Origin of the sequence: Rhodopseudomonas julia, assembly GCF_030813515.1 — a bacterium.
Lineage (GTDB): Bacteria > Pseudomonadota > Alphaproteobacteria > Rhizobiales > Afifellaceae > Afifella > Afifella julia.
The window spans coordinates 332,104-357,723 of record NZ_JAUSUK010000002.1; the positions used below are offsets into that span (position 1 = coordinate 332,104).

At 60.3% G+C, this 25,620-nt stretch carries 32 protein-coding genes; 15 read left to right on the forward strand and 17 right to left on the reverse strand.

The genetic code is table 11. The annotated features are described in order from the left end of the window. Window positions 1-31: 31 nt before the first annotated feature. From J2R99_RS10685 to J2R99_RS10765, 17 genes are all read right to left on the reverse strand, one after another. Window positions 32-1,708, reverse strand: coding sequence for a methyl-accepting chemotaxis protein (locus J2R99_RS10685; protein ID WP_307154468.1), 1,677 nt, complete (start codon window positions 1,706-1,708; stop codon window positions 32-34). Window positions 1,709-1,749: 41 nt separating this feature from the next. Then, a complete protein-coding gene (locus tag J2R99_RS10690) occupies window positions 1,750-2,205 on the reverse strand; it encodes a hypothetical protein (protein WP_307154469.1) in 456 nt (151 codons plus the stop codon). Then, window positions 2,205-2,582, reverse strand: coding sequence for a flagellar protein FlgN (locus tag J2R99_RS10695; RefSeq protein ID WP_307154470.1), 378 nt, complete (start codon window positions 2,580-2,582; stop codon window positions 2,205-2,207). The genes J2R99_RS10690 and J2R99_RS10695 overlap by 1 nt, the downstream gene beginning before the upstream one ends. 13 nt (window positions 2,583-2,595) lie before the next feature. Continuing rightward, the gene (locus J2R99_RS10700; RefSeq protein ID WP_307154471.1) at window positions 2,596-3,159 is read right to left on the reverse strand and encodes a rod-binding protein; all 564 of its coding nucleotides are present in this window, start codon (window positions 3,157-3,159) and stop codon (window positions 2,596-2,598) included. A 49-nt stretch (window positions 3,160-3,208) separates the two neighbouring features. Continuing rightward, the gene (locus J2R99_RS10705) at window positions 3,209-3,607 is read right to left on the reverse strand and encodes a hypothetical protein (RefSeq protein ID WP_307154472.1); all 399 of its coding nucleotides are present in this window, start codon (window positions 3,605-3,607) and stop codon (window positions 3,209-3,211) included. A gap of 4 nt (window positions 3,608-3,611) precedes the next feature. Next, on the reverse strand, window positions 3,612-4,367 hold the full coding sequence (gene fliR, locus J2R99_RS10710; protein WP_307154473.1) for a flagellar biosynthesis protein FliR: 756 nt from the start codon (window positions 4,365-4,367) through the stop codon (window positions 3,612-3,614). After that, window positions 4,364-6,454, reverse strand: a complete 2,091-nt coding sequence (flhA, locus tag J2R99_RS10715) for a flagellar biosynthesis protein FlhA (RefSeq protein ID WP_307154474.1) — start codon at window positions 6,452-6,454, stop codon at window positions 4,364-4,366. Before flhA ends, fliR begins: the two co-directional genes overlap by 4 nt. A gap of 42 nt (window positions 6,455-6,496) precedes the next feature. Next, window positions 6,497-6,763: a flagellar biosynthesis protein FliQ gene (gene fliQ / locus J2R99_RS10720; protein ID WP_128291196.1), complete on the reverse strand. Its 267-nt coding sequence runs from the start codon at window positions 6,761-6,763 to the stop codon at window positions 6,497-6,499. 1 nt (window position 6,764) lies between these two features. After that, window positions 6,765-7,166, reverse strand: coding sequence for a flagellar hook assembly protein FlgD (gene flgD, locus J2R99_RS10725; protein ID WP_307154475.1), 402 nt, complete (start codon window positions 7,164-7,166; stop codon window positions 6,765-6,767). Window positions 7,167-7,235: 69 nt separating this feature from the next. After that, window positions 7,236-7,646: a flagellar biosynthesis repressor FlbT gene (gene flbT / locus J2R99_RS10730; RefSeq protein WP_370872346.1), complete on the reverse strand. Its 411-nt coding sequence runs from the start codon at window positions 7,644-7,646 to the stop codon at window positions 7,236-7,238. After that, window positions 7,643-7,990, reverse strand: coding sequence for a flagellar biosynthesis regulator FlaF (gene flaF, locus J2R99_RS10735; protein ID WP_234628801.1), 348 nt, complete (start codon window positions 7,988-7,990; stop codon window positions 7,643-7,645). Before flaF ends, flbT begins: the two co-directional genes overlap by 4 nt. A gap of 23 nt (window positions 7,991-8,013) precedes the next feature. Further along, the gene (locus tag J2R99_RS10740) at window positions 8,014-9,054 is read right to left on the reverse strand and encodes a flagellar hook-associated family protein (protein ID WP_307154476.1); all 1,041 of its coding nucleotides are present in this window, start codon (window positions 9,052-9,054) and stop codon (window positions 8,014-8,016) included. A 4-nt stretch (window positions 9,055-9,058) separates the two neighbouring features. Then, the gene (flgK, locus tag J2R99_RS10745) at window positions 9,059-10,525 is read right to left on the reverse strand and encodes a flagellar hook-associated protein FlgK (RefSeq protein WP_307154477.1); all 1,467 of its coding nucleotides are present in this window, start codon (window positions 10,523-10,525) and stop codon (window positions 9,059-9,061) included. Between the two features lie 34 nt (window positions 10,526-10,559). Continuing rightward, complete coding sequence (locus tag J2R99_RS10750) at window positions 10,560-11,816, reverse strand: flagellar hook protein FlgE (protein ID WP_307154478.1); 1,257 nt, start codon at window positions 11,814-11,816, stop codon at window positions 10,560-10,562. 74 nt (window positions 11,817-11,890) lie between these two features. Next, the gene (gene fliI / locus J2R99_RS10755; RefSeq protein WP_307154479.1) at window positions 11,891-13,213 is read right to left on the reverse strand and encodes a flagellar protein export ATPase FliI; all 1,323 of its coding nucleotides are present in this window, start codon (window positions 13,211-13,213) and stop codon (window positions 11,891-11,893) included. A gap of 44 nt (window positions 13,214-13,257) precedes the next feature. Next, window positions 13,258-13,980: a flagellar basal-body rod protein FlgF gene (gene flgF, locus J2R99_RS10760; RefSeq protein ID WP_307154480.1), complete on the reverse strand. Its 723-nt coding sequence runs from the start codon at window positions 13,978-13,980 to the stop codon at window positions 13,258-13,260. A gap of 3 nt (window positions 13,981-13,983) precedes the next feature. Further along, the gene (locus tag J2R99_RS10765; protein ID WP_307154481.1) at window positions 13,984-14,763 is read right to left on the reverse strand and encodes a DUF1217 domain-containing protein; all 780 of its coding nucleotides are present in this window, start codon (window positions 14,761-14,763) and stop codon (window positions 13,984-13,986) included. Between the two features lie 164 nt (window positions 14,764-14,927). Between J2R99_RS10765 and motA the strand changes: the two genes are divergently transcribed. The 15 genes from motA (at window position 14,928) to J2R99_RS10840 (ending at window position 25,599) form a co-directional block, all read left to right on the forward strand. Next, window positions 14,928-15,818 carry a flagellar motor stator protein MotA gene (gene motA / locus J2R99_RS10770; protein ID WP_307154482.1) on the forward strand — a complete coding sequence of 297 codons (891 nt, stop codon included), beginning with the start codon at window positions 14,928-14,930 and terminating at the stop codon, window positions 15,816-15,818. 3 nt (window positions 15,819-15,821) lie between these two features. After that, window positions 15,822-16,751: a flagellar motor switch protein FliM gene (locus J2R99_RS10775; protein WP_307154483.1), complete on the forward strand. Its 930-nt coding sequence runs from the start codon at window positions 15,822-15,824 to the stop codon at window positions 16,749-16,751. A 194-nt stretch (window positions 16,752-16,945) separates the two neighbouring features. After that, window positions 16,946-17,323, forward strand: coding sequence for a flagellar motor switch protein FliN (fliN, locus tag J2R99_RS10780; protein WP_307154484.1), 378 nt, complete (start codon window positions 16,946-16,948; stop codon window positions 17,321-17,323). Between the two features lie 10 nt (window positions 17,324-17,333). Next, window positions 17,334-18,362, forward strand: coding sequence for a flagellar motor switch protein FliG (locus tag J2R99_RS10785; RefSeq protein ID WP_307154485.1), 1,029 nt, complete (start codon window positions 17,334-17,336; stop codon window positions 18,360-18,362). Window positions 18,363-18,373: 11 nt separating this feature from the next. After that, the gene (flhB, locus tag J2R99_RS10790) at window positions 18,374-19,459 is read left to right on the forward strand and encodes a flagellar biosynthesis protein FlhB (protein WP_307154486.1); all 1,086 of its coding nucleotides are present in this window, start codon (window positions 18,374-18,376) and stop codon (window positions 19,457-19,459) included. Next, the gene (locus J2R99_RS10795) at window positions 19,437-19,889 is read left to right on the forward strand and encodes a BspJ family T4SS effector nucleomodulin (RefSeq protein WP_307154487.1); all 453 of its coding nucleotides are present in this window, start codon (window positions 19,437-19,439) and stop codon (window positions 19,887-19,889) included. Before flhB ends, J2R99_RS10795 begins: the two co-directional genes overlap by 23 nt. 103 nt (window positions 19,890-19,992) lie before the next feature. Further along, window positions 19,993-20,376 (forward strand): flagellar basal body rod protein FlgB, encoded by a 384-nt coding sequence (gene flgB, locus J2R99_RS10800; RefSeq protein ID WP_307154488.1) that lies wholly within the window; start codon window positions 19,993-19,995, stop codon window positions 20,374-20,376. Further along, window positions 20,376-20,795, forward strand: a complete 420-nt coding sequence (flgC, locus tag J2R99_RS10805; protein ID WP_307154489.1) for a flagellar basal body rod protein FlgC — start codon at window positions 20,376-20,378, stop codon at window positions 20,793-20,795. Before flgB ends, flgC begins: the two co-directional genes overlap by 1 nt. Then, entirely contained in the window at window positions 20,795-21,118 is a 324-nt protein-coding gene (gene fliE, locus J2R99_RS10810; RefSeq protein WP_307154490.1) for a flagellar hook-basal body complex protein FliE, read from the forward strand. Before flgC ends, fliE begins: the two co-directional genes overlap by 1 nt. 10 nt (window positions 21,119-21,128) lie before the next feature. Beyond that, window positions 21,129-21,917 carry a flagellar basal-body rod protein FlgG gene (gene flgG, locus J2R99_RS10815; protein ID WP_307154491.1) on the forward strand — a complete coding sequence of 263 codons (789 nt, stop codon included), beginning with the start codon at window positions 21,129-21,131 and terminating at the stop codon, window positions 21,915-21,917. Window positions 21,918-21,925: 8 nt separating this feature from the next. After that, on the forward strand, window positions 21,926-22,456 hold the full coding sequence (flgA, locus tag J2R99_RS10820) for a flagellar basal body P-ring formation chaperone FlgA (protein WP_307154492.1): 531 nt from the start codon (window positions 21,926-21,928) through the stop codon (window positions 22,454-22,456). Next, entirely contained in the window at window positions 22,453-23,652 is a 1,200-nt protein-coding gene (gene flgI, locus J2R99_RS10825) for a flagellar basal body P-ring protein FlgI (RefSeq protein ID WP_307154493.1), read from the forward strand. Before flgA ends, flgI begins: the two co-directional genes overlap by 4 nt. Before the next feature lie 65 nt (window positions 23,653-23,717). Continuing rightward, a complete protein-coding gene (locus J2R99_RS10830; protein WP_307154494.1) occupies window positions 23,718-24,383 on the forward strand; it encodes a MotE family protein in 666 nt (221 codons plus the stop codon). Further along, complete coding sequence (gene flgH / locus J2R99_RS10835) at window positions 24,380-25,090, forward strand: flagellar basal body L-ring protein FlgH (RefSeq protein ID WP_307154495.1); 711 nt, start codon at window positions 24,380-24,382, stop codon at window positions 25,088-25,090. Before J2R99_RS10830 ends, flgH begins: the two co-directional genes overlap by 4 nt. Next, a complete protein-coding gene (locus J2R99_RS10840; protein ID WP_307154496.1) occupies window positions 25,090-25,599 on the forward strand; it encodes a flagellar basal body-associated FliL family protein in 510 nt (169 codons plus the stop codon). Before flgH ends, J2R99_RS10840 begins: the two co-directional genes overlap by 1 nt. Window positions 25,600-25,620 lie beyond the last annotated feature (21 nt).

Consider the following 25,620-nt stretch of genomic DNA (forward strand, 5'->3'; position numbering starts at 1 on the left):
GGGGAGGGGGCCCTTTGAGGGCGGCTTGCGATCAGGCTGCTCGCACCCGTTCGATGAAGATATCGACTTGCTGGCGTAGGCCTGCGGCACGGCTGTCGAGGTCGTTCGCGGCGCGCACGATCTCGCTTGAAACACGTCCGGTATCGTCTGAGGCCGCCGTGACGGCCATGATGTTGGAGGAAACTTCCTGAGTCCCTTGAGCAGCTTGCTGGACGTTCTGAGCGATTTCGCCTGTTGCGGAACCTTGTTCTTCCACTGAGGAAGCGATCGTCGATGCGATCTCGTCGATTTGCTGGATGGTCGTGCTGATCGACCCGATCGCCTCGACAACCTCGTTGGTGGCTTCCTGCACGGCCGTGATCTGCTGCGAGATCTCGCCCGTTGCTTTGGAAGTCTGCTCGGCGAGCGTCTTCACTTCCATGGCGACGACGGCAAATCCCTTGCCCGCTTCGCCAGCTCGCGCTGCTTCGATAGTGGCATTCAAGGCGAGCAAGTTCGTCTGTGCCGCAATGTCGGTGATGAGGTTGACGACCTGCCCGATGCGCTGGGCGCTGGAGGCGAGACCGCGGACGATCTCCGTGGTGTTGACTGCCTGGCCGTTCGCCTGCCCGGCGATGCTTGCGGACAATTCGACTTGCTGGCCGATCTCGCGGATGGAGGCCGCCAGCTCTTCGGCCGCGGAGGCGACCGTCTGGACGTTGTGCGTCGCCTCCTCGGCCGCAGAGGCGACAACGGTCGCCTGGTGGTTCGTCTTCTCGGCCGATGAGCTCATCGTCGAAGCCGATTGCTTGAGCTGGGTGACGGCGGAAACGACGGATCTCACTACGCCTGAGACCTCCAGCTCGAACTCGTCCGCCAGAGCGTGCATGGCCTTGCGCTTGTCTTCTTCCGCCCTTGCGGCAAGCTCTGCCTGTTCGCCGCGAAGGCGTTCGGTTTCGCGAAGCTCGGCGAGGAAGCGTTCGGTCGTCGCCCAGATCTCGCCGATCTCGTCGTTGGAGCGCCCGGTCTCAATCTCGACGTCGAGTTCGCCAGCCGCCATACGCTTCAGAGCATTCGTTACGCGGATGAGCGGGCGGCTAATCTTGCGGGTACCGATGAAGATTGCGATCGCGACACCGATGAGAAGTCCGGCGGCCGCCGCGGCGATGATGGTGGTCATCATCCGGCTATCGGCGGTTGCTATTTCGTGTTTGATTTCTTCCACCTGCGCTCGTCGCGCATCGATGAAGCCGTCAATGTCGGCCTGCAGGGCAAGCCGGTTGGCCGTATTTACCTCGTTGTTTCCGACGGTTTTGGCCGTCATCGGCGAGATGCGGGTTGCGAGCTGCACGAGGCTTACGCGGAAGTCTTTGAAAACCTCGAACTCTTCCTTGAGACTGTCGAGCTGCTCGAGGCTCTGCGGGTCGAGGAGCAGCGGGCGTGTTTCCGCGAGGAGGACGTCGAGTTCGGCGAGACTTTGGTTGATTGCTTGGCCGAAGGCTTCGACGGCCGCGTCGTCGTCGGCGGAGTAAATTCCACGCGAATCCATGACGACTGCGGTGATCAGCCGGTTCATCTTCTGGCCATTGATCGCGGCTTCGGCGAGCCGTTCCAGGTCGACCGTCCGCTCCGCGCTTTGTTTCAGCGCGAAAGTCGCCATGGCGGCCACGAGGACGGTGGCAAGGCCGAGTACCGCCACGATCGTGTAGATCTTTCCGCTGATTTTCATTTCGCGTCCTCTTTAACCTCCAGTGTTAATTCTATGAGGTTTTAGGATTGACCCATGCTCCGTCGATCGACGTAGTTTATTTCTTCCACAAGGATATCTTGTATGAATCCGGGCCCTAGTCGTTTGTTGGTGTTTTCTTTGATGTTGTTGATCAAACGATCGAGATTGTATTTTGCCAGGCGACCGAATTCGACTTTGCCGTTGTTGTAGAACTCGCGAAATGCTTCGTCAGTGACGAAAGGGGCCGGATCCATAGAGAGCTTGCTCATCGCGCCGGCATCGGCGGTGAATACGAGGCGGGCGAGGATGTAACCTTGCAAAACGCCGTCCTGAATGACGGGCACGGTCATCGGTTCGAGCTTGCGGTGCTCCAGTCCGACAAGGGCCGGACCCTCATCGGGAGCAGGCTTCACATCCGCCTTCCATTGCGCGGCAAAGAAGCTTGCAAGCAGCGCGACGACGCATGCCCACATGCCGATACCGAGGGTCTTGACCATCAGACGCGGGCTCCAAGCGGAGCCGAATAGGTGCCATCGGACTCTGCGTCCGACATCGCCTGGGCGATCAATCCGGCCACCGTCTGCACGGCGCTGATATGGGTCTTGAGCAGTGCCTGATTGCGCTCGAGCTTTTCGCGCAGGCGGATAATGCCGATCCGGGCGTCGGTGCTGATGTTCTCGGTTGGAACCGTGCGTGCCATGCGCGACAGCTCCAGAAGTGCGCGGCTCTTGCGGTGGTTGAATTCTTGAAGATCGATCGTCTGATTGTGGCTGAGCGCCTCGCTCTCCTGGTCGACAAGCTCCTCAAGACGTCCGATGCAGGTCGTCAGGGCGCGGCTTGCGGCCGGATTGGCCGAACGTGACATCGCATTCATGGCTGGCTCCTCTCTAGATCAGGCCATTCGCGTTTTCGGGTAGGGCAGGGGTGGTCTCGGCGGTGCGCACGGTCTCGGCGATGCCGATGCCGCCGGCCGCGGCCATCTGCGTGGCGATTTGCTGGGCGAGCATCGAACGCCACATCTCGCCGGCCTGGCCGCCGCCGAACATCGCATCCGAGCTCGCCGGGAGCATCGTCTGCACGAAGGTCGACAAGAACATCGCCTCGAAGCCGGTCATTGGGTCGTTGCCCACCTTGGAAGACGACAGGCTGGAATGGGCGAGTGAGGTGCTCGTCTTCAATCGCGACAGGGCCTGCGCGGAATCGAAGGGCATCTGGATGACCGGCGAAATCGGCTGCTCCGCCGTCTTCGTTTCCCCCGGCCCCGTTGCGCCAGGTTTCGTGACCTGGTCGAAGACGTCTTCAAAGGCGTCGTTGGCCGCGGTGTATGCGGCCGGGGTAGTGCCGGATGAAGGAGAAAGGCGTGTCAGCCGCGCCGCGGCCTCTTGATAGCGGGTCGGGCTTGCGGCGCGGGCAACGTCCAGAACGATGTCGGATGGCGGGCTGATCGACATAAGTCACCTGCGACAGATTAAGTCTTCGCAGGCTTATTGCGGTTTTTCCTTACGCGGGGCTTGCATCCGTCGGACGTGCGAACGCCTCTAAAAGGAGCTGAAAACTGCGGCGTTCTTCGGCTTTGCGGGTCTCGCGTTCAAGCTTGCCGGAGAGCCGTTCGGTGGTCTTCAGGCGGCGCGCCTGAGCGAGCACCTGAGCGGTCTGCTCGGCCTGCCGACGGGCCAGCTGATCGGCCTCGCTGCTGAGGCGTGACAGACGTTTGACCTTGGCGTCCACGAACAGGCCGTGGAAGGTGTCATCGTCGTTCAAGGCTTCGATCAGCGCACGGCGCTCCTGATCGAGGGCGCTGCCTTGCCGCGAAATATCGGCAAGCTCCCATTCTGCCACTTCGTGCATTTTCTTTTGCACTTGCAGAATGCGCTCGATCTTCTTGCTGCGGTCTTTCATTGGATTAGCCTCCCACCAGCCAGATGCCGAAGGCATCGATGAAATTCGCCAGGAACTCGTGCGCAACCGTCATCAGGAGGATGAGGCCGCCCGCCGTTACGAACGGCATGGAAATGAAATACACCGGGATCTGCGGGCTCAGCTTGTTGGTGATGCCGATCGCGAGATTGATGACGATTGAGTAGACGAGAAATGGGCTGCCGATCCGCAAGACGAGAAAGAACACCGCCGAAAGCTGATCGGTCAGATTGATGAGCGCGCCTTGCGCGTCGAAGCCCTGCGCCGCCGGTAAGGTGTGGTAGGAATCGATCAGCCCCGACAACAGCAGCCAGTGCTGATCGGTGATGAACATGATGGTGATTGCCGTCAGCGAGAAGAGCGACGCGACGGTCGGCAGCTGGGAATCTTCCTCGACCGCAATGCCGGGCATGGCCGAGAGGCCGATCGACTGACTGACCGCCACGGCAATCGTTTGCAAGCCCAGGAAAAAGACGCGGCCGACGAGCCCGATCAAGACGCCGATCAGAAGCTCCGAAACGATCGCCTGCAGCATCGCGGAAGGTGTGCCGTCGCCCACCAGCGGGCGGGTGTAGCCGATCAGCATCGGCGACAAGGTGAGCGTGATCGCCACGGCAATGAAGAGTCGGAACTGCACCGGTATGCGCGAACTCGAAAAGCCCGGCATCAGCATCAGGCAGCCGCCAATCCGGCAAAAGATGAGGAAGACGGCGAGCACCGTCTCCGAGGCGAGCTCGCTCACGAGATCGATCCGAGCGACTTAATCTCAATGCCACGGGCGATCTCCAGATGTGAGAGGACCGCAAGCGAAGGAAACATGCGTTCGATGATCATGCGCACGTAGATCCGTGCTTCCGGCGCGGTCACCAGAACGATGCTTTCGTTTTCCGCAAGGCGTGCACGCAACACCTCAGATGCCTCGGCGGCGAATTCCTCCACCAGGCGCGGATCGATGTCGAACTCGATGACCTCGCCCTTGGCATCGCGCTTTAGGCTCTGATGGAATGCGAGATCCCAGCGGTTGCCTAGTCTGAGAACGTTGAGCACACCGCCCTGGGCAAGGTCGCCGCAGATCTGCTGCGCCATGCGCATGCGTACATGCTCGGCGATCTGTTCGGAGCGGCGGGCATGCGGGACGATCTCCGCCAGTGCTTCCAGAATGAGATGCAGGTTGCGGATGGACACGCGTTCCGTGAGCAGGAGCTTCAAAACTGCCTGAAGCCCCGAATAGGTGATGTGGCTCGGGCAGATGTCGTCGACCAGGCGCTTGTATTCCGGCTCCAGCCGGTCGAGCAGCATACGCACATCCTTGTAGGACAGGAGCTGCGCCAGGTTGTTGCGAATGACCTCGCTCACATGGGTGAGCACCACGGAGAGATTGTCGATCGGCGTATAGCCTTCGCGGCGGACTTCTGTGGCGAAGGCGTCGGAGATCCACATCGCCTGCATGCCGAAGGCGGGTTCGCGGACGACATCGCCGGGGACGTCGGGTCTCGCATTGTCGCCGGTGACGACGAGCAACTCGCCGATGCGCATTTCGCAGGTCGCAAAGACCGTGCCGTGGATACGGATCTCATAGCTCTTGGAGGGGACGTTGAGGCTTTCCGTCAATTTTATCTCGGGCACCACGAAGCCGTATTGCTGCGCGAACTTGCGCCGCATGCGGCTGACGCGATGAGCGATCTCGGGCATGTTGGAGAGGATTTGCGTCGCGAGTTGCTTGCCGATGCACAGCTCGATCTCGCAAGTGCGCAGCGATTCCTTGACGGAATTGCGCGCTTCCACCTCTGCAGCTTCCTTCTTCTTTTTTTCCTTCGTCTCCGCTTCCTGACGTTTTGCCTCCTGCTGCCGGGGAATGGTGTAAGCGACGAAAGCAAGAAACCCGCCGAGCGCCCCGAAAGGCAGGAGCGGCAGACCGGGCATCAAGGCGAAGACGAACATGAGCGCAGCCGCGACGCCGAGTGCTTTCGGATAGGCGCCGAGCTGGCCGAAGACGGCCTTTTCTGCCGAACCGCGCGTGCCGCCCTTGGAAACGAGCAGGCCTGCTGCGAGGGAGACGACGAGAGCCGGAATCTGCGCCACCAGACCGTCGCCCACCGACAGCCGCGTGAAGACGTCAGCGGCCTCGTCGAGAGGCATGCCGTAGCGAGTGGTAGCGATGATGATGCCGCCGAAAATGTTGACGGCGATGGTGATGAGGCTGGCGATCGCCTCGCCGCGAACAAACTTCGACGCGCCGTCCATGGAGCCGAAGAAGGAGCTTTCCTCCTCCAATTCGCGCCGACGCAGCTGGGCTTCCTTGTCGTCGATGAGGCCGGCATTGAGATCGGCGTCGATCGCCATCTGCTTGCCGGGAATGGCGTCGAGCGTGAAACGTGCTCCGACTTCGGCGATACGCGTTGCGCCCTTGGTGATGACGAGGAAGTTCACCGTCACGAGAATGAGGAAGACGACGATGCCGATGACAAAGTCGCCGCCCATGACGAACATGGAAAAGCCGTTGATGATGTTGCCCGCCGCCGTCACACCTTCATTGCCATGGGCGAGGATGAGGCGGGTCGTCGCCACACCGAGCGCCAGGCGCAGCACGGTCGCGATCAAGAGCACGGTCGGGAAGGAGGAGAATTCGAGCGGCTTCTGAATCCACAGCGCCACCATCAGGATCAGCACCGAGAAGGCGATCGACAAGGCAAGACCGAAATCGATCAGAAAAGTGGGGATCGGCAGGAACAGGATGACCAGCATGCCGATGATCAGGGTGGCGAAGCCGATATCTCGTTTCGACTTCTTTTCGAGCCCGTCGCCCGCAGTAAGCAGCATCTCCGACATGATCAATTCTTCCCCGGATATGGTCCGTCGTGAGAAGGCGCGCTAAAAGCCGGTGGCAATGCGCCCGTAAACCTCGTTTGTGAAGGCGAAGATCTGAGCGCCGATGAAAGGCGCGCTGATCGCTGTCATGAGCAGGATCACAATGATCTTCGGAATGAAGGTCAGGGTGACTTCCTGGATCTGAGTGAGCGCCTGGAACAGTGCGATGCCAATGCCAACGAGCATGGCTGCGCCGACGGCTGGCCCCGCGGCGATGATGATCGTCCAGATCGCCTGGCGGACGACCTCAAAAGCGTCGGCTTCGTTCATCTCAGGCGACTGTCACGCCGGCGCCGATCAGCATCTCCGTGCCATCATCGAGGTTGGCGACGAGGCCGTTGGAGGTGATGCGCACGGAAGCGACGGTGCCCGTGGCGCTGCCGTCGGGCGAGGTCACGGTGCGTCCGATGAGTTCGTTGGCCTGGCCGATGGCCGAAGAGGTCAAGATCTCGTCGAGCTTGTTGTTGGTCTGGATCGTTTGCTCGACCTGCGAAAAGCTTGCGAGCTGGGCCATGTACTGGGTGGTTTCCATGGGCGAGGTCGGGTCCTGGTTTTTCAACTGCGTGACCAGGAGCTTCAGGAAGGTGTCGTAGTCGACCGTCGAGCCGGACTTGTTGGTATTGCTGTTTGCGGCCGCAGTCGTGCCTGCGCCGACGCCAGAGGTGGAATTCATGTCAGATCTCCAGATGTTCGCCGGGCCCCGCTCAGAAAAGCGGGACTGCTCTCGCTCGTGCGGGCCGCCTCAGGCGGCGCGGGCCGACTGCTCGGAGCTCTCCAGGATGCGGCTCTCCGCTTCGAAGAGGTTGCGCAGAGTGCGCAGCGCCTCGAAGCTACGACCGCCATTGACGAGCCCTGCAACCCCCTCCAGATCCTCCAAGATCGCATCGTTCTTGAAGGTCGTCTTCAAACGCATATGCATGTCGTCGAAGAGGCGACGGGCCGCTGCGGCTCCGTCAGGGTCGATCAGCATCGTCTGGATCACGAAATAGAGTTGCCGAAGCGGCGTCGTCGTCTCGTGAGCCTGGAGGATGTGGTTGTCGAGCAGGAAGGTCGCGTCGTTGAGGAGTGTGAACGTGACCTTGCGGTCAACGCGGATCACAGCTCCATTCAAGAACAGTCTCTGCCCGGGCCGGAGCGAGATCCGCATGGTCATTTGAGACCGTCCCGGATCGTCTGGTTGACCTCGATGAGCGCGGCGAAGTTGCGCGATGGATCGACGAGGACGTTTTCTGCCTCGCGGATGATCCAAAGTCCCACCGAGATGAGATCACGGCGAAGCTCCTGACCGAGCCCGTTTTGCGGGCTGGCGAGATCGCGGATCATGAAGTTCCAGAGCTTGTTCACATAGCCAAGCGCCTCGGCGGCTTCTGGGCTGCCCGAGCCACGGATCTCGGCCACGTGCAGGAGCTCCAGGGCGTGATCGAGAGCCATCTGCTCGCGAGCACGCGATTCCCCGCCGGAATCATCGAGGATCTCCGCGTAAGAGAATTTGTACATTTGAACCTCCACCCACGCCTGAATCAGGCGTACTTCAAAATGCTCAAGTTCATGATCTTCGTTGTCAGTGCGTAGGACATCTCGATCTGTGTCGTGAGCGTATCGAAGCGAACTTTCGCTTCGGCCGGATCGACATTCTCCAGTGACTGAATGCCCTTGGAGATGAGATCTTTTTCGGCTGTCATCCTCTCAGTCGCCGCTGTCACACGCTGCTGTGTGAAGCCAATTGCGCTTTGCATGTCGGTGAGCTGAGGCAGAGCACCGCCGATCAGCTCACGGGCCTTATCGACGACCACCTGGATGGTTTCCGGTCCAAGTTCTGTCGTTCCGAGTTCGGCTACCATCGTATAGGCCATGGCGAGGTTGCGCAGAGCTTGCGTGTTGCCGTTCACGGAGGTGGTCAGCTCTTCGTGTGGAGAGATCCGGCTCGTGATGTTGGTGTCGGAGGCGTTCGACCAAGTCGTCCCCCATGACGGGTCGTCGAAAAGTGCCGCGAAGTCGCCGTCCAGGAAGGTCTGCATGTCGCTCGCAGTGATGTTGGCGACCGCCGGATCGCTCTGCGAGAAGCCGAAGAAGGTAGCGAAAGCGCCATCGACTGCGGCCTTCGGACCGCCGGCATCATAATCGTTGAAAGGTGCCGCGCCGGTGTTGATCCCGGAAAAGAGATACTGGCCGTCAGCGGCCGTGTTGCCGAGGGAAATGAGCCCGGAGAGCGCGGCTTTCGCCGAGGCCTGGAACTCTTCGGAAGCAACATAGGGATCTGACACGGAGACGAAGACTGCGAGGGTCTTGTTCGCCGTGTCCGCGATCCCATCCATCGTGATCTGCGTACGTTGCAGCTGAGAAGAGAGAAGGCCATTGGTGGCGATGAAGGATTCCGCCTGCGTAAAATCGTGGCGGAACGACAAGGTTCGAGCCGTCGAATAGCCAAGGGTGAGCCCGACATCGGCGTGCCGGCTCGTAGCCATCTCGACGCCGGCCTTTGCAAGCTCTGACTGCATGCGCGGAACGCTCGAGCGCAGGTTGTTGGCGAGAGCGTACGTGGAGACGAAGGTCGTTTTCATGGCGTCAGCGCGCGTTCATGAGCAGGGTGTCGAAAAGCTCGTTGATCACCGACAGAACCTTGGCGGATGCCGCGTAGCTTTGTTCCAGCTGCAGCTGCAGTGCATATTCGTCGTCGAGATTGACCCCCGTCGCGTTGGAAAGCGCGTCGGAGCTGTGAGCAACGAGCGTGTTCTGGTATTCCACCTCGGCGGTCGCCGCCTGGCGCCTGCCCTCCAGCCAGCCGGAGGAGGACGTGGTGAAATCGATCAGGCTCTGGCTGTCCTCGAGCTGCGTTGCAGGATCGAAGCTGCGTGCCGTGCCCATACCGGTCACGAGCGCATCGAGCCGGTCCGAGAAGGCGGCCGCGCCGGTCGAATTGTAGGCGTAGGCCGCCCCGTTGACGCCACCGTCGCGCAACCGCGACAGCGTTCCGCCCTGCAAGGGATCAATGGCCGAGTTGACGGTAATCGAAGCAGCGAGGCCGGATACTGCCGTACCGCTTGCCGGAACTCCGGGACCGCCAGGATAGGTGAAAAGCCCGGCCTGATCGGGGGCGCCGCCGCCCGTTTGATCGGATTCCGCAAACACCTCGATGAGGCCACGGGCGACTTCGTCGAGCTGGTTTTGATAGGTGAGGGCGACGTCGTCGCGCAGTGTCGTCAGACCGACGAGAGCGCCGCCGTGAAGCGGCATGGTGGCGTTCGGACCAGTCACCGGGACGCCGTCGACGAAGACCGCATTGCCGGGCGAGCCAGCCGTCAGGGCAGGCGAGGCGGCAAAGGTGACGCTCCGGGCCGTCGTTTCGAACAAGGTGGCGCCGCTATCGGTATAGAGCACCATATCGTTGTTGGCGCGCGTGACCACCGAGACACCCATCTGCTCGGAGATCTGGGCGAGCACGGCATCGCGTTTGTCGAGGGGATCGGTGACGTCGGCTCCCGCGAAGGAGCCCTGGACGACGAGATTGTTCAGGGTCTCGAACTTGTCGAGAAGGCTGTTGAGGTTGCTGACCGCATTGGCGATATCGGCATCGGCGTCCTGACGGACTTCTGCGATCGTCTCCGCCGCTGATTGGAGCTTCGTTGTCAGCGCGTTGGCGCGGGTGACGACATTCTGCGAGAGAATAGAATCGTCCGGCCGATTGGAATATTCCTGCAGCGTGATTTGCAGCTGGCTGAGCTGTGCTGCCGGCGAATACTCCGATTCTGGATCGCCGATCGTTGCCGACAGCCGGTTGAGACCGGCGACGAGAGCATCTTCGCTCGCGGCGCGCGATGTCGCGCCGAGCATGGTCGTATAGAGCGCGCGGTCTGTTGCGCGGCTCGTGGTGACGACGCGCACGGCGCCATCGGGCGTCGTCACGGACGGCGCCAGCTTGCGTGAATAGGTCGGATCGCCCGCCCCGGAGACATTCTTGGCAGAGACAGAGATCTGTGCCGCGGTTGCCTGCAAGGAGGAACGCGCCGTCGTCAGCGCGGCCTGAAGGCTCATGGCTAAACTGCCCTTTCAGTGGGAGAGGACGCGATTAACGCTTGAGGTTCATCAGGACGTCCAGAAGCTCTGAGCCTGTCTGGAAGACCTTGGAATTGGCTGAATAATCCCGCTGAGCGACGATCATGTCGGTGAGCTCGGAGGCCATGTCGACATTCGATTGCTCAAGAGCCCCGGACACGATCGCGCCGCGTGATCCTTCCGTCGGGAAGCCGACCTCGACCGCACCCGATTCCAGCGTCACCGAAAAGACGTTGCCGGACAGGGCTTCGAGCTTGTCGGGGCTCGGCACGTCGGCGAGCGGCAGGCGGAAGGCTGGGGTCATCGCGCCATTGGTGTAATTGGCGTAGACTGTCCCATCCTCGGAGATCGTCACATCCTTGATCGTCGCCGGCGCGTTGCCGTTCACGACCGCCGTCATCGGCGTGTATTCGGCGGCAAGATGCGTCGTGCCGGTGAGATCGAGCGTGATCGCTTCACCGCCCGGCACTGTCAGTGCGATTTCGGCAGGTGTGCTCGTCAGGGCTCCAGCGTCATCGAAGGTCACTGTCTGGGTCGACAACGCGGCTGATGCGTAAGGAAAGCCACCGTCGGTGGCGCCGGCGTGATCGTAGACCGTGTATTCCCATTCCGCCGGGCTGTCGCTCGTCTTCGACATGTAGATGTCGAGCGTCACTTCGTTGCCGACCTTGTCGAAGACGGTAATGGACGACTTGGCGGTATAGGCTGAATCCGCCGCGTTGGCGGACGGCAGGTTGCCTGTCACGACCTCTGCGCTCTCGGGCAGGTTGACCTTAAAGACGCCGCTGGTGGTCGGATTGGCGGTCATGTTCATGCCGCCGAAATTGACGGGCTGAAGTCCCGTGAGGCCGTTCAGGACAACACCCGGATCGCCGCCGCTGATGTCGTAGCCCATCAGTGTGAAGCCGGCCGTGTTGACGAGATTGCCGGTGTTGCCGTCGAGGGTGAAGGCGCCTGCCCGGGTCAGATACGGATTGCCGTTCGGGTCGTTGACCACGAAGAAGCCGTTGCCCTGGACGGCGAGGTCGGTGTTCGACGTCGTGTAGGTCAGCGGTCCGCGATCGCTGATGGCATGACGGATATCCGTCTTCACCGCACCTGGATTGTAACTGCCTTTGCCGCTGTTCAGGAGCAGCGATGAGAACTGGGTGTCAGCGCGCTTGTAACCGATTGTACCGCTGTTGGCGATGTTGTCGGAGACCGTGCCAAGCAGGTTCGATTGGGCATTCATGCCCGAAACGCCGGTGCGGAGCATCCCATAGAGGCTCATCAGCTTAATCCTTTTCCTCAACCCTTGTGTGGCCTGTTTGGCCCGGTGAGCTTGCGTGAAGCTGTCGGCGGCGGCTACTGACGCAACAAGACAGCGAGGTCTGCAAAGGCGTCCTGGGCAAGCGGGCTCGAGGGGTCCTGGCGCAGCGCATCATAGACGCGTGGCACGAGCTGAACGGCCCGGTCGAGCTCAGCGTCGGCACCCTGGTGGTAGCCGCCCATGAGCCTCAAATCGCGTGTGTCTTCGAAACGAGAGATCAAGGTGCGAAGCTTGCGCACCAACTCGCGCTGGTCAGACGTCCAAACGATCTGCGCCAGTCGCGAAATCGATCCGAGCACGTTGATGGCCGGGTAGCGGCCTTGATCGGCAATGGAGCGATCGAGAACGATATGACCGTCCAGCGTGCCGCGGATGGCATCGGCAACGGGATCGTTATGGTCGTCACCGTCGATCAGGACGGCGAAGATGCCGGTGATCGATCCGGCTCCTTCCTCGCCGGGGCCTGCGCGCTCCAAAAGTTTTGGCAGATCGGAAAACACGCTCGGCGCATAACCGCGCGCCACTGCCGGTTCGCCGGCGGCGAGAGCGATATCACGTGCCGCATGCGCGTAACGCGTGACGGAATCGACGATGAGCAGAACGGAATCGCCCTGATCACGAAAATATTCGGCGATTGCCATGGCCGAGAGCGGGGCGAGACGGCGCATCATAGGACCTTCGTCGCCAGTCGCCACGACCGTTACGGCGCGGGCACGATTGCCGTTGAGCGCACCTTCGATGAATTCCCGGACTTCGCGGCCGCGCTCACCAACCAACGCCACGACGACGGTGTCGAAGCCCTGCGAATGGGCGATCATCGATAGAAGAGTGGACTTGCCGACGCCGGAGCCGGCGAAAATGCCGATGCGTTGTCCCTCGCAGATCGGCGTGAAAATATCGATCGCCCGCACGCCCGTCGTCAGAGGCCGGTGCAAGCGCGCGCGGGTCATTGCAGGCGGGGGCTCGGCGTCGACGTTCATCATGCGCTCGCCGTGGGCAAGGGGACCGAGACCGTCCACCGGCTCGCCCATGGCATTGATGACGCGGCCTTTCCATTCGTCGCGGGGAGCAAGCCCGATCGCGCCGATACGATGCGCCTCGGTGCCGATGCCGAAAGGCATTCGCGTCTCGAACGGTTTGACGATCACGTCACGCCCGTCGATGCGCACGACTTCGCCAAGCGCGCTCAGCTTGTCCCACGAGAAACGCACTCGCTCGCCGAGCCGCACGAAGGGCGAAAGGCCGGCGACGCGGCAATAAGTGGGGGCTACCTCCGTCACAAGGCCGCCCACACGCACTGGGGGGATTTCAACGGCCGCACTGTCGATCGCGGATTTGAGACGCGCGAGAGCGGTCATTCAGCCATCCCCCATGATGCCGGATCTTCTGCTTTCCTGATGGATCAGGACGGGCCGAGCGAGCGGATCGCTTCTTGCTGCGTAGATTCGCTCTTTTCCACGGCCGAAGCCGCACTGTCGAAGGCGCGTTGCAGCATGATCAGCTTGCTGATCTCAGAGATCGGATTAACGTTGGCGCCTTCGACATAGCCCTGACGCAGGCCATTGACGGTCATATCCTCAACCGGCTGGGCTGCTTCGCTCGGGACTACCCCAGAGTTTTCATAGCGGCTCAGCTTGGCTGTTTCGGGGATCGAGAACAGTCCGATCGCGCCAACCTGGTTGCCACCCTGGGAAATGGTGCCATCCGCCGCGATGGAGACCTCGCCCCCGCGCGGATCGAGAAGGATCCCTGCTTCGCCCGGATCGAGAACGGGATAGCCGGCGGTGCTCAGGAGCTCGCCGGTTGCGGTCATCTGCAGACGACCGTCGCGGGTGTAGACCGTGCCGTCTGGTGTGGAAAGCGCGAGCCAGCTTTCTCCCTGCACGGCAACGTCGAGTGGGTTGCCCGTGTAGGAAACGGCGCCGGGGCTGCGTGAAATGTAGGTGTCGCCGGGCGACGAGAAGGCGACCTTCTCGGGACCGGTCCGCGTCATCACGGCATCGAACTTCACCTCTTCGGCACGAAAGCCCGCTGTGTTCATATTGGCGACGTTGTTGGCGATCGTCGTCAAGCGTCGGTCGAGTGCCACCTGCGCGGAAAGTGCGACGTAAGTACTTGTCGGCATGTCTCAAGTTCCGCCGTGCTTCAGCTGGTTCAAAGTTAGGAGGAGATCGGCGCTGACTGATGTCGAGCGACTGTTGGAGAAGAGATTGAGGATCGGATCCGCTGCCACGTTCTCCGTTGCGTCCCACATGATCGTGAAGCGCTGGACAAGCTTGGCGAGTTTTTCGGGGTCCTTCAGATCCTCAATGTTCAGACGCTGTTCGACGGCCTTGGCCTGCTTTTCGATGTCGGCATTCGCCATTTCGGCTGGAAAGCCGAAGGTCGTTCTGACGACAGCCCACAACGCATCATCCGCGAGGAGGCCGTAGGCGGACTTCACCTCGGGAGCGGCGCGCTGGAAATACAATGCGAGCCGGACGCCCTCATTATCGTCGCCGGCTCTCTCTTCGAGTGTCTGACGAGTATAGAGATCGACGACGCCCTGCTGCGCCTCTTTTGCGGCTGTGGTCGTCTCGCCGTTCTCAGCGAAATTGAAAACGGTCGCGAATTCCACGAAACGATCGTCCGACATCCGATTGGCAAAGCTCTTCGGGTCGCTCACGCCCTCTTCCAAAACTTTGCGGATCAAGCCCTTCGCGTAGGCCATATCCTCAAGGCCGAAGGCCTTCATCGCGTAGTTGTAGACGCGGCGATCTTCAAAGAATTCGTCGATCGATGTGATCTTGCCGATATTGGCGAGGTAATAATTGGTTTCCCGTGTCACCGTCCGGTCGCTGGAGACGCGGTTCAGGGACTTGTCCATGTCGGCGGCGATGCGCTGATAGCTGATAGATGTCGAGATCACTGCGGCCTCACAATTGAGATGAGGCTCTAGGTCGGCAAGCTTGTGTGAAGCTGGCTATATCTTGCCGTTATCGGCCTCTTGGCGATGCGCCCGATGCTCCAGCTTCGCGCAAGCCAAATCGAACAGTGAGGGCTCCTAACGAAATCACTTCATGGAGCAAGCTCTTGGCTATCCTACTCGGCTTGGTGATCGGCATCGGTTCGATGCTCGGCGGCTTCATGGCAATGGGCGGCCATGTGGGCGTCATCTGGCAGCCTTTCGAATACGTGATCATCGTCGGCATCGCTCTTGGCACTTTCATCATCGCCAATCCGATGGCGATCATCAAAGATGCCGGGGCCGGTATCTTCGAGGCGATGAAGGGCACGGCTCCGAAGCGGAGCGATTATCTCAGCATTCTGAGCCTGCTGTTCGCGTTGATGCGAGATCTCAGAACGCGGCCTCGCAACGAGGTCGAAGCACATATCGACGATCCGGCGAATTCGGTGCTTTTTCAGCACTTTCCGTCGATCCTGAAGGACAAGGAACTCACGGCTTATATCTGTGACTATGTCCGTCTGATCATCATCGGTAACGCGCGTTCGCACGAGATCGAGGGGCTGATGGAGCAGGAGATCTCGACGATCAAAAAGCACAAGCTGAAGTCCGCCGGTGCATTGGGGACAGTCGCTGAAGCGCTCCCGGCGATCGGCATTTGCGCCGCAGTGCTGGGGATCGTGAAGGCGATGGGCGCCATTGATCAGTCGCCGGAAATCCTTGGTCACTACATCGCCTCGGCGCTGATCGGCACGTTCGTCGGTATCTTCCTGTCCTACGCAGTGCTTTCGCCCGTCGCGGGCAAGATCAAGATTTTGCGCGAGAAGCAGTGCCAGCCTTTTGTCATCGTCAAGCAGACGCTCATTGCCTTCATGAACGGTGCGCTGCCTCAGGTTGCGCTCGAGCATGGCCGTAAGACGATTTCTTCCAAAGAGCGCCCGACCATCGACGAGGTGGAAAACGAGGCGATTTCCAACACTCCGAGCTCCTCGGCAGCTCCCATGCAGCAGGCGGCCTAATCCATGTCCGAAGCACAAAAAGGCACTGATATCCGTGACATGCTGCTCGATGCAGCGGGTCTGTCGGTTGATAAGCTGCCGATGCTGCAGATCATCTTCGACCGCATGGCGACCTTCTGTGCCGACAGCCTGCGCACGCTGGCCGCATCTCAGGCCTACTACTCTCTGAGCCATGTGGAGAGCGGTCGTATCGGTGACATCCTGGAGATGTATGAGGCGAATGCCGTCGCCGGCATTTTCCATGCTCCGACCTGGGACAACCACATCATCGTCGGTTTCGACCGTGATTTCATCTTCTCGATGGTGGAAGTGCTCTTCGGTGCAGACGGTTCGGAACCGCCTTTCGATGACGAGAGGAACTTCTCGACCATCGAAAATCGCATCGCGCAGATGCTGTTCGAGCAGGCGGGCAAAGCGCTGCAGGCTTCTTTCGCGCTTGTCTCGGACACCCCGTTCAAATTTGAACGTCAAGAGACCCGCATGGACTTCGCCGTCATCGGGCGGCGCAACAACATGGCGGTCGCGGCGAAGTTTCTGCTGCAGGCGCTCGGACGCGGCGGCGAGATGTTCGTGATCATCCCACAATCGGCGCTGACTCCGATGCGGCAGGTTTTGTCGCGCGTGATTTCCGGCGAGTCGAATGCCGGTGATCCCAATTGGTCGCGCCAAATTCGTACCGAGGTGAAGAAGGCGAGTGTGCCTCTCCGTGCCGTGCTCGAAGAGCGCAGCATCATGCTCGACGAAGTCGCTCACTTCAAAGTGGGCCAGGTGTTGGAACTGCAGGCCACGCCCGCGAGCCGTGTCAAGCTCGAGGCCAATGAGCAACCGCTCTTCTGGTGTCAGCTGGGTCAGACGGAAGGCTCGTACAAGCTCCGTGTGGAAGAGGTCTTCGATCCCGAAAAGGAGTTCATCAATGACCTTCTTACTAGCTGATCTGGCGGTTCTGTCCGCCTTTGCTGGGGCGAGCGCAGCTGCGATCGCTTTGCAGGTTTGCGAGCGACGTGAAGAAGCCGTCGCGAGGATTGACGCATCGCGCCGCAGGGAACTGGCGCGCCGGCGCTGAAGGGGGCTGGTCCATCGCAGGAGAGCGTTAGGGCCCGCAGGATTGAATCGAGAGGAGCGTTTTCATGTCTGGAGATCCTTTGAAGGATATGCAGGAAAAGTTGAACGAAACTTCCACGCACGAGGATGACTTTACTGCGGATATAAAGGTTGGCCAGGGCGAGACTTTCGGTACCGGTCGCAATCTTGAATCCGTGATGCGGATTCCGGTGCTGATGCAGGTCGTACTCGGCTCCGCCCGTATGCCCGTTGCCAATCTCATGAAGCTTGGTCGAGGAGCCATCGTGCCGCTGGACCACCGAGTCGGCGAACCGGTCGAAGTAGTGGTCAACGGTCGCGTCATTGCGCGCGGCGAAGTGGTGGTCGTCGAAGACGACAATTCTCGCTTTGGTGTGTCGCTGACCGAGATTGTTGGTCCGGCTGGCGCTGAGCTGACAAACTAAGCAGGGCGAGATGGCAGCCACCGCAAACAAGCCGCCTGCGATGCGGCCCCTCCAGGGGCCGGACCGGGTTGCCGCGCTGCTCATGGCGATGGGCAAGCCTGCAGCTGCCCGCGTGATGAAGCATTTTGATCCTGACGAGATCAAAGTCATTACGCGCTCCGTTGCGACGCTCAAATCGGTTCCGCCGCAGCAGATCGAACAGCTGATCGAGGAGTTCGCCTCAAATTTCCTGAACGGCGCGCAACTTGTGGGCACGACGGGAGAGGTTGAAAAGCTCCTGGAGGGCGTTCTGCCTCCCGATCAGATCGGCGAGATCATGGCCGACGTTATGGGCAATGCCAGCCGTTCCATTTGGGACCGGATGTCCAACGTCTCAGAGAACCTGATCGCTGCCTACATCATGAAGGAGCATCCGCAAACGGCGGCCCTTATCCTCTCGAAGGTGAAGCCAACTTGCGCGGCGAAGGTCATGGGCCATTTGCCGCCTGATCGCCGAAATGAGGTCATGCGGCGTATGCTCGGCTTCAAACCTATGGTGGACGAGACGATGCGCATCATTGAGCGCGTTGTGCACGAAGACTTCATGACCAATCTCTCTCGGAATCAGGGTGCGGATCCGCACGCCAAGATGGCCGATATCGTCAACAAGATGGAGCGCGATCACATGGAAGACGTGCTCAATAGTCTGTCGGAATCTCGTCCGAAATCGGCGGAAATTTTGAAGAGCCTTTTGTTCACCTTCGACGATATCTCGAAGCTCACGCCGAAGGCCCGGACCACCCTCTTCGATCGCGCGCCGACCGACAAGGTGGTGATGTCGCTCAAAGGCACCGATGCTGAATTCCGCGAGATCATTCTATCCTCTCTGTCCTCGCGCGTGCGGCGCATGGTCGAGCAGGAACTCAGTAGCAGCGAGCCGGCGCCACATCGCGAGGTGACCGACGCTCGCCGTGTCATCACCGACATGGCGCTCGATATGGCAGGAAAGGGTGAAATCGACCTCAATTCGGACAACGAGGAAGACGCCTACGTCATGTAGGCGCACTCGCTATGTCGGAGAAGCCGGACAAGGACAGCCAAACCGAGGAGCCGACAGAGAAGAAAATCTCGGACGCGGTGGAGAAAGGCAATACGCCGCATTCGCGTGAAGCGGCGATCTTTACCTCTATCCTCGCGATCCTCATCATCATGACGCTGCTCATCCAGGGCGCAGCCCGCGATCTCAGCGCCATCCTGATTCATTTCATCGACAATCCGGGAGGCTTTTCCCTGTCGAACGGGACCGAAGCGACGCTGTTCCTTTGGCGCGTCGCCTGGGACTGCGGGCGGCTCCTCCTGCCGGCCATCTTTGTTTTGGCGCTCTTCGGCATCGCCGCGTCGCTCTTTCAGAATGTGCCGAGCCTGGTTCTGGAGCGCATCCGGCCGCAATGGTCGCGCATCTCCCCTGCTGCCGGATGGAAGAAGATTTTCGGTAAGCAGGGCGCTGTCGAGTTTCTGAAAGCGCTTTTCAAAGTCACAGCTGTAGGCATCACGTGCCTGCTCGTTATCAACGCGGATCAGAACGCCCTCATGAGCGCCATGTACAGCGACCCGACCCTGGTTCCGCAGTTGATCCTGTCGATCTCCGTGCGCCTTGTTTCCACCATCTGTGTGGCCACTATTGTGCTTGTCGGCGCAGATATCGTTTGGTCTCGCGTGCGCTGGCGCAACGATCTCAGGATGACACGTCAGGAGCTCAAGGAGGAATTCAAACAGGCGGAAGGAGATCCGATCGTGAAGGGGCGTCTGCGTGCCATCGCGCGCGAACGCGCCAAGCGCAGGATGATGGCGGAAGTGCCACGCGCCACGCTCATCATTGCCAATCCGACTCATTTCGCCATTGCTATTCGCTACGAGCGTGCCGAGGGCGGGGCGCCTTTGGTCCTCGCAAAGGGAGCCGATTTGGTGGCGCTAAAGATTCGCGAAATCGCAACTGAGCACGATGTCCCCATCATCGAGGACAAGCCATTGGCCCGCGCAATGTACGATGCTGTGGAAGTCAACCAGTTCATTCCGGCAGAGTTTTACGTCGCCGTCGCTAAACTCCTCCATTATATCTATTCGCGTGAGAGTAATGCACATCACCACTCAGCGTAGAGTGATCGAACGGTGCCCGGAGAACGAGCAGGACTTCCTTGCCTGTGAGAAAGTCCTCGCGGAAGCGCTGAAGCCGTTCATGGCGGAATTCTACCTCATCAACGCCGGCGTGATGGCCTATTACATCTACGCAGAGCGTGAGGCGAATATTCGCGATATCGTCGATTCCTCGGCTGAAATGCTGCGGCGGCCGGAGCTTTTGCGCTATGCAAGGCAGGCGGCTGTGCAGTTCGACTGGCACAATGCTTTCGCTATCGCCCTGCGAATGGAGTTCGTCCACGACAAGGTCACGGCCTTGTTCGATCTCGTATTCAATACAGATTATGTTGGCCTCGATATCCTCTCCATTGTTTTCCACGGAGAAGGTGAGGAGGATTTCTATGAGCGTTTCCGGCAGGCTGTCGCCGATCTGACCCGAACCGACGCCTGACGAGAGGCGGGTGCCCACCGCCATTCCCTTTCGCTTCCCACGCCAGCTTCGGGCAAGGCTCGATGTCTAGCTAGGGTCGCGTAGAGCGAAAGGGAGGTTCCTCTTGCAGCCCGTTCATTTGTTTGATCTCGCTGCCCGTCAGGCGCAATGGGCGTCCGTCCGGCAGTCGCTGATCGCTGGCAATATTGCCAATGCCAATACGCCGGGATACGTCGCCAGGGATATCGAGCCTTTCTCCAAGATCTTGGATTCCACGCATCTTGATATGACGCGTACCGCGTCGGGGCACATCGATACTTCCGGAACGTCTCTCGGGACAGGCAAGATCAAGTCCGAAGATAGCTGGGATGTCAGCTTCTCGGGCAATTCCGTGAGCGTTGATCAGGAACTGGTCAAGGCCGGCGCGACCGATCGCGCCTTCCAGCTCAATGCCAGCCTCGTGAAGGCTTTCCATCGCATGTTCCTGATGAGCGTGAGGTCGAGCTGATGATCGATCCGCTTGCCAGCGCCTCCCAGATCGCGGCCTCGGGGCTCAGAGCCCAGTCGACGCGCCTCAGGATCGTCGCGGAAAACCTCGCCAATGCGCAGTCGACGGGTACGACACCCGGCGCAGATCCTTACGTACGCAAGACCGTTTCTTTCGAGAGCGTGCTCGATCGCACCATCGACGCCGCCAGCGTCAAGGTGAAAGCGCTCGGTGTCGACAACGCTCCGTTTCGACTGGAGCATGATCCGAGCCATCCGGCGGCCGATGAAAACGGCAACGTGAAGATGCCGAACGTCAACCCGATCATCGAGATGGCGGACCTTCGCGAGACGACGCGCTCCTACGAAGCGAACCTGCAGGTGATGAAGCAGGTGCGCAACATGTTCTCCACCACGATCGATCTCTTGAGGAATAGCTGATGGTTTCTCCGGTTCAGTCGCTGTCCTTTATGGTCGACAGCACGGCGTCTTTGAGCGCCACGCGCTCCACAGCCGCGACGTCTCAAGTCGCCGGTGCAGCGGGGGAAGCCGATTTCGGCGCCGTCCTCGCCAATATTTCGGGTGAGGCGCTCAATACTTTGAAGGCCGGCGAAGCTGCGGCGATCACCGGCATCAACGGCGCGATGCCTGTCCAGGACGTGGTCCAGGCCGTGATGGCGGCCGAGCAGACCCTGCAGGCATCTCTGGCGATCCGCGACAAGGTCGTGGCGGCTTACCAGGAAATCAGCCGGATGCAGATCTAAGGAGATTGAGATGAGAGCGCTCGCAATCGCAGCGACCGGCATGGCGGCTCAGCAGATGAATGTCGAGGTCATCGCCAATAACGTCGCGAACATCAACACCACCTCGTTCAAGCGCGCCCGCGCCGAATTTTCCGATCTTCTGTACCAGACGGAACGGACGGCGGGTGTGCCCAATGCGGGCGGCGGCAACCCTGTTCCGGAAGGCGCCCGTATCGGGCTCGGCACGCGCACGATCGGCGTGCGCAACCTTCATATCCAAGGACCGCTCGGCCAGACCGGCAATCCGCTTGATCTTGCAATTAACGGCGGCGGCTGGTTCCAGATTACCAACCCAGCAGGCGAGACACTCTACACGCGCGCCGGCTCCTTCAACAAAGGTCCAAACGGCGAGCTCGTGACGATCGACGGTTACACCGTCGAGCCGGCGATGACCTTTCCCGCTGATACAGTCGACATCACCGTGAACGAGTCTGGCGAAGTCTATGCGACCGTCGCAGGACAGGCCGATCCGCAGCTTCTTGGTCAGCTGACCCTTGTGAATTTTGCCAATGACGCGGGTCTTGAGCCTCTCGGCAGCAATCTCTACCGCGAGACGACTGCTTCAGGTCAGCCGACCACGGGCGTTGCGACCGATCCGGGATTCGGCAAGATCAATCAGGGATATCTTGAAGGCTCCAACGTCGATCCGGTGAAAGAGATCACCGAGCTGATCGCTGCCCAACGTGCCTATGAGATGAACTCCAAGGTGATCCAGGCAGCCGACGACATGTCGGGCACGGTCTCCAAGGGCATTCGCTGAGCAAGCCGATGATGGGGAGGAACTTCATCGGCCTTCGGCGTAAGGCAACGAACGCACTCGTGCGCGTCGTTCCCGTCCGACGCATTCTCGCCGCCTGCGCATTTGTGTTCGCGGCGAGTGTACCGGCTGCCGCTCAGCAGCAGGCTCAATCCTACGATCTCCTGCCTGTTCCCTCCGTTACCGTTTATCCGGGCGATGTGATCGATCGGGACATGCTGAAGGAGATGAACTTTCTTCCGAATACGCGTTCGCGCTATCCGGTGGTCGACAATATCGACGCCCTCGTCGGCAAAGTGGCGCGCCGGACTCTCGTGCCGGAGCGACTCATCCCGTCGAACGCGGTGGAGGAGCCGGAAATCATTGCACGTGGCTCGCTCACTCGGGCCGTCTACCAGTCCGGCGGACTGTCGATGACGGCAGGCGTCCTTGCTCTTGAAGCAGGTTCGCTTGGAGATGTCATCCGGGTTCGCAATGTCGATTCCGGTCAGGTGATTGCAGGCGTCGTACAGGCGGACGGAAGCGTGAAGGTGGGACAATGAAACGGCTTGCCGCCCTTCTTTGCGCTGTCGCGCTCGTTGCCGCCGACACGGTTTGGGCCGCAGATCTCGTTGGCGCAGATCTCGTTGGCGCAGATCTCGTTGGCAATGTACCTATCGGCGATCCCAATCAGATTGCTGGTATCGATCCGTCCTCCGGGGCGCGCATCAAGGACATCACCACGGTTCAAGGTGTGCGCGAGAACCAGCTGATCGGGTATGGCCTGGTCATCGGCCTGCAGGGCACGGGCGATTCCATGCGCAATTCGCCCTTTACCGGCCAGGCCCTGGAATCGATGCTCGACCGCCTCGGCATCAATGTGAGTGGCGCTGCCCTTCGTGCACGCAACGTCGCGGGCGTGACGGTGACTGCCAATCTCCCGCCCTTCGTCGGGCGCGGTAGCGAGATTGATGTGAATGTCGCTTCTATCGGCGATGCGACCTCCCTTAAGGGCGGCACGCTTTTGATGACGCCGCTCTCTGCCGGCGATGGCGAGATTTACGCCGTTGCGCAGGGACCGGTTGCCGTCTCCGGCCTCAGTGTGGGTGGGGAGGCAGAAACAGTGACCCAAGGTGTTCCGACTGTCGGACGTATTCCGAACGGGGCGATTGTGGAGCGTGAGGTTGCCGGCTCGATGGAAGACCTGGGCGAGCTCGTCCTGGTGCTTAACAATCCGGATTTCAAAACGGCCGCGATTATGGCGGATGCGGTCAATGCCTATACGAGCCGCCAATTCGGGCGCCCGCTCGCCGTTGAACGGGATCTGAGAAGCGTCGCCGTTCGAAAGCCCGCCGGCGTCACCTCGGCTCGCTTCATGGCTGCGATTGGCCAGTTAAGGGTCGCACCGGATACCCCTGCACGTGTCGTCGTCGATCAGCGCACAGGTACGGTCGTCATCGGCTCCAATGTGCAGATCTCGCAGGTCGCTTTGACCCATGGCAATCTCACGGTGCGGGTCACTGAGATGCCGCAGGTGTCTCAGCCGGAGCCCTTTAGCGACGGACAGACTGTTGTCACGCCGTTGACCCAGGTCGACGCGACTGAGGAAGACGGTCATCTCGCCATCATTGGCGGGACCGACCTGAAAACCCTCGTGCACGGGCTTAACCAGATCGGACTGAAACCGAGCGACATCATCGCGATCCTTCAGGCGATCAAGACTTCCGGCGCGCTTCAGGGCGAACTCGTCGTTCAATAGCACAGCCCGCCTGGCTTTGAGCCGGACCCGGCCCCTGAGAATAATCTGGAGAAAGGCAGCCGAAGATGAGCACGCCTGTCCGAGAAATTCGTCTATCGCTCGCCTGTCTGCTCGCAACGAGCGCCTTCATTTTGGCGCCCGCTCTTGCCGAGGCGCAGACGTCGAGTGCAGCACAGCAGGCGCAGGATATCGCCAATGTCCTGCCCATCCCGTTGGATGCGGAACCGCCTTCGACCGGAGCGGTCGCAGGCGAAGACGATGCTGCCTCCGTTTTACAGAATGAGCCTGAACCTATTCCCGCGCAGAGCGCGGCTGCCGTGCAGTCTGAGAATGCGCGGCAATACTGCAGTAACATCACCGACGAGGCCACGGATGCGCGTTATGCGCGCCAAGTCGCCGCGCTGAAGAAGCTCGAAGAAGACGTCAATGGACGCATTGAAGCTCTCGAAACGAAGCGAGCGGAGTATGAGGAGTGGCTAAAACGTCGCGAGGACTTCCTGCGCAAGGCTGAGGAAAGCGTCGTGGCGATATTCACGCAAATGCGCCCGGATGCGGCCTCTCAACAGATGGCCGTCATGGCACCGGCCGCTGCGGCCGCAATACTGGTCAAGCTCAAGCCGCGCATTGCAAGCGCGATCTTGAACGAGATGGAGCCAATCAAGGCGGCGCAGCTCACGACCACAATGGCAGGGCTCGCAAGGGCGAGCGATGAGGCGAAAAACCCAGGATGAAAAAGATCTGCACAATCGCGGTGATGCTCGTCATGGGCGGCTGCGCAGCACGTGACAATATCATCACAGGTCCCGAGCTGAGCCCGGTGGGTGAAGGGATCGTTGTTAACCGCCAACCTCTGCCCGTCAGCTTTGTCGAGCCGGAGCCGAAAACATTCCAGTCGCTTTGGAGTGGAAACAAGCAAGTCCTCTTCACCGATCGTAAGGCACGGCAGGTGGGCGATGTCATCACGGTCAATATCCAGATCAACGACAAGGCTCAATTCGACAACCAAAGTGACCGGTCGCGGGATTCAAAGTCCGATCTTAGCTTCGGCGGGTTCTTAGGATTCGGCGGCTTTAACGTCGAAAAGGAATCGGGTGAGGGCTCCGGTGGCCTCAATATTGCGTCGAAAACTTCGACCAAAGGCGAGGGCTCGATCGATCGTTCGGAAAAGCTGCGCTTGTCAATTGCGGCGCTTGTCACCGAGGAATTGCCGAACGGCAATCTGATGATCAGCGGATCACAGGAGGTGAAGGTCAATAACGAGGTCCGCGTGCTCAACATCGCAGGCATTGTCAGACTTTCCGACATCTCCACGGACAATTCTGTCTCCTATGACAAGATCGCTGAGGCGCGCATCTCGTATGGCGGCCGCGGCCGTATTTCCGACGTACAGCAGCCGGCCTGGGGCCAGCGGATTTACGACAAGGTGGTGCCCTTCTGATGAGCGACGTATCTGCGGCTTCAGTTGACGAAGAGGCGAAGCCCAAGAAAAAGGGCTCCTTCTTGATAGGCCTTCTTGGTGTGCTGGCCGTGACGGTGATTGCCGGCGGGGCTGGTGCGGGTATCGGGATCTATCTGGCTGGCGCTATCGAGGCGACGGTCACCGAAAAACTCAAGGAGAAACCGAAAGAGGAGCCACAGCTGCTCTATTCGGGCGACATGGTCTTGCAGCCGGTCGGGCCTGTCGTGGTCAATGTGGCCGATCCGGCGGATGTTTGGGTTCGCCTCGAAACGGCGATCGTGTTTCCGAACGGCGCCCTTGAAAACCCCGAAGTCACGGCTGGCGAGATCCGCGAGGACATCATGGCCTTCGTACGGACCATGCCCCTGTCGCAGTTCCAGGGTCCGAGCGCCTTGCAGCACCTGCGCGATGATCTCAACGACCGCGCCGCTGTAAGGACCAACGGCAAGGTGAGCGAGCTGATCATCGAGACGATGGTTGTTCAATAAACACCAATGGCGGTCCCCCCG

What these genes read in the sequence shown, in the direction of transcription:
- J2R99_RS10685 (WP_307154468.1), bottom strand. Translation starts at nt 1,708, where the DNA reads ATGAAAATCAGCGGAAAGATCTACACGATCGTGGCGGTACTCGGCCTT.
- J2R99_RS10690 (WP_307154469.1), bottom strand. Translation starts at nt 2,205, where the DNA reads ATGGTCAAGACCCTCGGTATCGGCATGTGGGCATGCGTCGTCGCGCTG.
- J2R99_RS10695 (WP_307154470.1), bottom strand. Translation starts at nt 2,582, where the DNA reads ATGAATGCGATGTCACGTTCGGCCAATCCGGCCGCAAGCCGCGCCCTG.
- J2R99_RS10700 (WP_307154471.1), bottom strand. Translation starts at nt 3,159, where the DNA reads ATGTCGATCAGCCCGCCATCCGACATCGTTCTGGACGTTGCCCGCGCC.
- J2R99_RS10705 (WP_307154472.1), bottom strand. Translation starts at nt 3,607, where the DNA reads ATGAAAGACCGCAGCAAGAAGATCGAGCGCATTCTGCAAGTGCAAAAG.
- flhA (WP_307154474.1), bottom strand. Translation starts at nt 6,454, where the DNA reads ATGTCGGAGATGCTGCTTACTGCGGGCGACGGGCTCGAAAAGAAGTCG.
- fliQ (WP_128291196.1), bottom strand. Translation starts at nt 6,763, where the DNA reads ATGAACGAAGCCGACGCTTTTGAGGTCGTCCGCCAGGCGATCTGGACG.
- flgD (WP_307154475.1), bottom strand. Translation starts at nt 7,166, where the DNA reads ATGAATTCCACCTCTGGCGTCGGCGCAGGCACGACTGCGGCCGCAAAC.
- flbT (WP_370872346.1), bottom strand. Translation starts at nt 7,646, where the DNA reads ATGACCATGCGGATCTCGCTCCGGCCCGGGCAGAGACTGTTCTTGAAT.
- flaF (WP_234628801.1), bottom strand. Translation starts at nt 7,990, where the DNA reads ATGTACAAATTCTCTTACGCGGAGATCCTCGATGATTCCGGCGGGGAA.
- J2R99_RS10740 (WP_307154476.1), bottom strand. Translation starts at nt 9,054, where the DNA reads ATGAAAACGACCTTCGTCTCCACGTACGCTCTCGCCAACAACCTGCGC.
- flgK (WP_307154477.1), bottom strand. Translation starts at nt 10,525, where the DNA reads ATGAGCCTTCAGGCCGCGCTGACGACGGCGCGTTCCTCCTTGCAGGCA.
- J2R99_RS10750 (WP_307154478.1), bottom strand. Translation starts at nt 11,816, where the DNA reads ATGAGCCTCTATGGGATGCTCCGCACCGGCGTTTCGGGCATGAATGCC.
- fliI (WP_307154479.1), bottom strand. Translation starts at nt 13,213, where the DNA reads ATGACCGCTCTCGCGCGTCTCAAATCCGCGATCGACAGTGCGGCCGTT.
- flgF (WP_307154480.1), bottom strand. Translation starts at nt 13,980, where the DNA reads ATGCCGACAAGTACTTACGTCGCACTTTCCGCGCAGGTGGCACTCGAC.
- J2R99_RS10775 (WP_307154483.1), top strand. Translation starts at nt 15,822, where the DNA reads ATGTCCGAAGCACAAAAAGGCACTGATATCCGTGACATGCTGCTCGAT.
- fliN (WP_307154484.1), top strand. Translation starts at nt 16,946, where the DNA reads ATGTCTGGAGATCCTTTGAAGGATATGCAGGAAAAGTTGAACGAAACT.
- J2R99_RS10785 (WP_307154485.1), top strand. Translation starts at nt 17,334, where the DNA reads ATGGCAGCCACCGCAAACAAGCCGCCTGCGATGCGGCCCCTCCAGGGG.
- flhB (WP_307154486.1), top strand. Translation starts at nt 18,374, where the DNA reads ATGTCGGAGAAGCCGGACAAGGACAGCCAAACCGAGGAGCCGACAGAG.
- J2R99_RS10795 (WP_307154487.1), top strand. Translation starts at nt 19,437, where the DNA reads ATGCACATCACCACTCAGCGTAGAGTGATCGAACGGTGCCCGGAGAAC.
- flgC (WP_307154489.1), top strand. Translation starts at nt 20,376, where the DNA reads ATGATCGATCCGCTTGCCAGCGCCTCCCAGATCGCGGCCTCGGGGCTC.
- fliE (WP_307154490.1), top strand. Translation starts at nt 20,795, where the DNA reads ATGGTTTCTCCGGTTCAGTCGCTGTCCTTTATGGTCGACAGCACGGCG.
- flgG (WP_307154491.1), top strand. Translation starts at nt 21,129, where the DNA reads ATGAGAGCGCTCGCAATCGCAGCGACCGGCATGGCGGCTCAGCAGATG.
- flgA (WP_307154492.1), top strand. Translation starts at nt 21,926, where the DNA reads ATGATGGGGAGGAACTTCATCGGCCTTCGGCGTAAGGCAACGAACGCA.
- flgI (WP_307154493.1), top strand. Translation starts at nt 22,453, where the DNA reads ATGAAACGGCTTGCCGCCCTTCTTTGCGCTGTCGCGCTCGTTGCCGCC.
- J2R99_RS10830 (WP_307154494.1), top strand. Translation starts at nt 23,718, where the DNA reads ATGAGCACGCCTGTCCGAGAAATTCGTCTATCGCTCGCCTGTCTGCTC.
- flgH (WP_307154495.1), top strand. Translation starts at nt 24,380, where the DNA reads ATGAAAAAGATCTGCACAATCGCGGTGATGCTCGTCATGGGCGGCTGC.
- J2R99_RS10840 (WP_307154496.1), top strand. Translation starts at nt 25,090, where the DNA reads ATGAGCGACGTATCTGCGGCTTCAGTTGACGAAGAGGCGAAGCCCAAG.